The sequence below is a fragment of the Rhodococcus sp. P3_B8 genome, from assembly GCF_056402775.1.
In genome coordinates, this window is the sequence record NZ_JBFUGT010000471.1 from 1 (window position 1) to 3,640 (window position 3,640).

At 72.0% G+C, this 3,640-nt stretch carries 2 protein-coding genes and 1 pseudogene; all 3 read left to right on the forward strand.

Translation table 11 applies throughout. From position 1 onward, the window contains the following. Positions 1-611: pseudogene (locus AC1D1G_RS43060) on the forward strand (fatty acyl-AMP ligase); the annotation flags it as partial. A 30-nt stretch (positions 612-641) separates the two neighbouring features. Further along, on the forward strand, positions 642-929 hold the full coding sequence (locus AC1D1G_RS43065; RefSeq protein ID WP_283353651.1) for an acyl carrier protein: 288 nt from the start codon (positions 642-644) through the stop codon (positions 927-929). Then, a partial coding sequence (locus tag AC1D1G_RS43070) for a type I polyketide synthase (protein WP_477956692.1) occupies positions 926-3,640 on the forward strand: 2,715 nt, incomplete at its 3' end. The genes AC1D1G_RS43065 and AC1D1G_RS43070, both read left to right, overlap by 4 nt.

Consider the following 3,640-nt stretch of genomic DNA (forward strand, 5'->3'; position numbering starts at 1 on the left):
CCGGCCGGGAGCTGCCGCACGGCCGGGTCGGGGAGATCTGGATCTCCGGTGGCAGCGTCGCCGCCGGCTACTGGAACCGGCCGGACGAGACCGAGCAGAAGTTCCGCGCCACCCTCGCCGGCGACGGACCGTACCTGCGCACCGGTGACCTCGGGGTGACCGACGACGACGGTCACCTCTACGTCACCGGCCGCCTGAAGGACCTGCTGATCGTCAACGGCCGCAACCTGTACCCGCAGGACATCGAGGAGGCCGTCCGGGACCTGCACCCGGCGCTCACCGGTGCCACCGGGGTGGTGCTGTCGATGGATACCGGGCAGCACGAGCGGCTGCTGGTGATCCACGAGGTCAAGACCGCGCTGATCGACGACCTGACGCTGCCCGGCCTCGCACGCCGGATCCGGCTCGCCGTCGCCCGCGACTTCGACGTCCACGCCCCGAGTGTGGTGCTCGTCGACCGGCACGGGGTGCACCGCACCACGAGCGGGAAGGTCCAGCGCAGATCGATGCGCGCGTCGTTCCTGCAGTCCCGCGTCGACGCGGTGCTGCACGAGGATATCGACCCGGCGGTGCAACGCCTCCGGACCACCGCCGTCGCAGCACCCGCCTGACCCCCGATCACCGACCAGGAGAGAACACCCATGCGTATCCCCGAACAGAGCACCCCGCGCGACCACGCACCCGTCATCGACTGGCTCGCCGGCAGGGTGGCCTTCCACACCGAACAACCGGTGCGCGAGGTCGACCCCCACCTGCCCCTCGCCGAACTGGGAATCGAATCGGTGTCCGCGGTGAGCCTGTGCGGCGAGATCGAGGACCGCTGGGACCTCGAACTCGATCCCACCGTGGTGTTCGAGTATCCGACCATCGCCGAAATGGCCGTCTTCGTCGTCGGCGAGGCCGCGGCCCGGTACCGGACGGCCTCATGACCGACGTCGCCGTCGTCGGCCTCGACTGCCGCTTCCCGCAGGCACCCGACGCCGACGCGCTGTGGGCGCTGTTGATGGGCGGCGGCGACGGAATCACCGATGTCCCCGCCTCGAGATGGAACGCGGACGACGTCTTCGACGCCGCCGGTGGTCCCGGCGCGGTCAACAACCGCAGCGGCGGATTCCTCACCGATGCCGACGCGTTCGACCACGAATTCTTCGGCATCGCGCCCCGCGAGGCCGCGGCGATGGACCCGCAACAGCGGCTGCTGCTGCAGGCGGCGTGGCGTGCGCTCGAGGACGCCACCCTGGACCCGCGGGCGCAGGCCGGGTCGAACACCGGCGTGTACGTGGGCGTCATGGCCAACGAGTGGAATCTCCAGATGCGTGACGCCTCGCGTATCACCCCCCAACTCGGCAGCGGCAACGGCTATTTCATGACCGCCAACCGGGTGTCCTATCACCTGAACCTGCAGGGCCCGAGCATGGCGATCGACACGGCCTGCTCGTCGTCCCTCGTCGCCGTCCATCTGGCCTGCGCGGCGCTGCGGTCCGGGGAATGCGATCAGGCCCTCGCCGGGGGCGTCAACCTCACCCTGACCCCCACGGTGAACGTCTTCTACACCCAGGCCGGGCTGTCCGCACCGGACGGCCGGTGCAAACCGTTCAGCGGGACGGCGGACGGCATCGGTCGCGGCGAGGGTGTCGCGGTGCTCGTGCTGCGCCGGCTCGAGGACGCGCAGGCCGAGGGCCTGCCGATCTACGCGGTGATCAAGGGCAGCGCCGTCAACAACGACGGCCGCAGCAACGGGATCACCGCACCCAACCGCTGGGCCCAGCAGCAGGTCGTCGAGACGGCCTACCGGCGTGCCGGTGTCACGCCCGCCCAGGTCGCGTTCGTCGAGGCCCACGGCACCGGGACGGTGCTCGGCGACATGATCGAGGTCAAGGCCCTCGGCCACGTCCACGGGGTGACCCGGCCGCAGCCGTGCGCGATCGGATCGATCAAAGGCAATCTCGGCCACACGGAGGGGGCGGCCGGCGTGGCCGGCCTGATCAAGGTGGCACTCTCCCTGCACCACCGCGTGGTACCCCCCAGCCGCTACGCGGAGGACGCGAACCCGCGACTCCGCCTGGCGGACAACGGCCTCCGGCTCCTGTCCGAGCCGATGACGCTGGCCGACGACGACGCGCACGGCGCCGTCAGCAGTTTCGGCCTCGGCGGCACCAACGCCCACATGCTGCTGGGCTCCGCGCCCGCCACCACCCCGGCCGCGCCGAGCACCGGCGGCGGCGTGCTCACCCTGTCGTCGAACAACCCGGACGGCCTCGCCCGCACCGCCGCCGTCCTGGCCGACGATCTCGCACGACCCGGCGCGGATCTGGGCCGGGTGTGCTGGACCACCAACACGGTCAAGGCATCCGGGCGCCACCGCCTCGCGCTCACCGCACACCACCGGGACGAGGCCGTCGCGGCGCTGCGCGCGGTCGCGGCCGACGAAGACCTGCGCGCGTCGCTGTCCGGCGCGGCCCGCCCCGTCAGCATCGGCTGGTTCTTCACCGGTCAGGGCGCGCAGCACCCGGGAATGTCCCGCGCGCTGCACGAGCACCACGGCGGCTACCGGCGTGCACTGTCCGACGTGGACGAGCGGATGACACCGCATCTGGGCCGCTCGGTGCGGGAGATGCTGTTCGATGCCGGTGACAACATCCACCGGACCGAGTTCGCGCAGCCCGCCCTGTTCGCGGTCGAATACGCGCTCGCCCGGACGCTCGGCGAGCTGGGTATCGAACCGGCGTGGCTGGTCGGTCACAGCGTCGGCGAGTACGCCGCCGCGGCGCACGCCGGCGTGTTCGACCTGGACGACGCGTGCCGGCTGATCGTCGCGCGGGGACGGCTCATGCAGCAACTGCCCGCCGGCGGGACGATGCTCGCGGTCCGGGCCACCCCGGACGAGGTCGCCGACCTGCTCGCCGGCGAACCCGCGGCCGCGCTGGCGGCGGTGAACGGGCCGCGGGACGTGGTGCTGTCGGGGGCTGCCGACGCACTCGAACGCCTCGGCGCCGCACTGACCGCGGCCGGACTCCGCGTCCGCCGGCTCACCGTGTCGCATGCCTTCCACTCCCCCGCCATGGCGCCGATGCAGGACGCGTTCGCGGAGGTCGCCGCCGATTGCACGTACCGACAGCCCGAGATCCCGATCTTCTCCACCACACGCGGCCGGTTGCTCGACGTCGACGAGCCGATGGACGCGGCCTACTGGACCGACCACATCACGGCGACCGTGCGGTTCGCGGACGCCACCGCGGCCGCCCTGACCTGCGATCCGACCCACCTGATCGAGGTGGGCCCCGCACGAATCCTGTTGCCGCTCGTCGCTCGCGCCCATCCCGATTCGCCCGCGCGGCACCTGGCACCGTGCCCCGGTCCCGCCGCGACCGGAGCCGAACTCCCCGACACCGTCGCCGCCCTGTACCGGGACGGACTGAACCCCGTGTGGGATGCGCTGTACGAACCGGACTCACGGGTCCGGCGGCGGCTCAGCGGATACCAGTTCGCCACCACCGCCCGCTTCTGGACACCCGAGGACGCACCCGCCGCCGCGGCCCAGGCCACCGTCACCGCATCGCCCACCGTCACACGAGAACCCGAGGACACCACCATGGACCAGCTGATCGCGCTCTTCCGGGAACAGGCCGCCGTTCTCGCC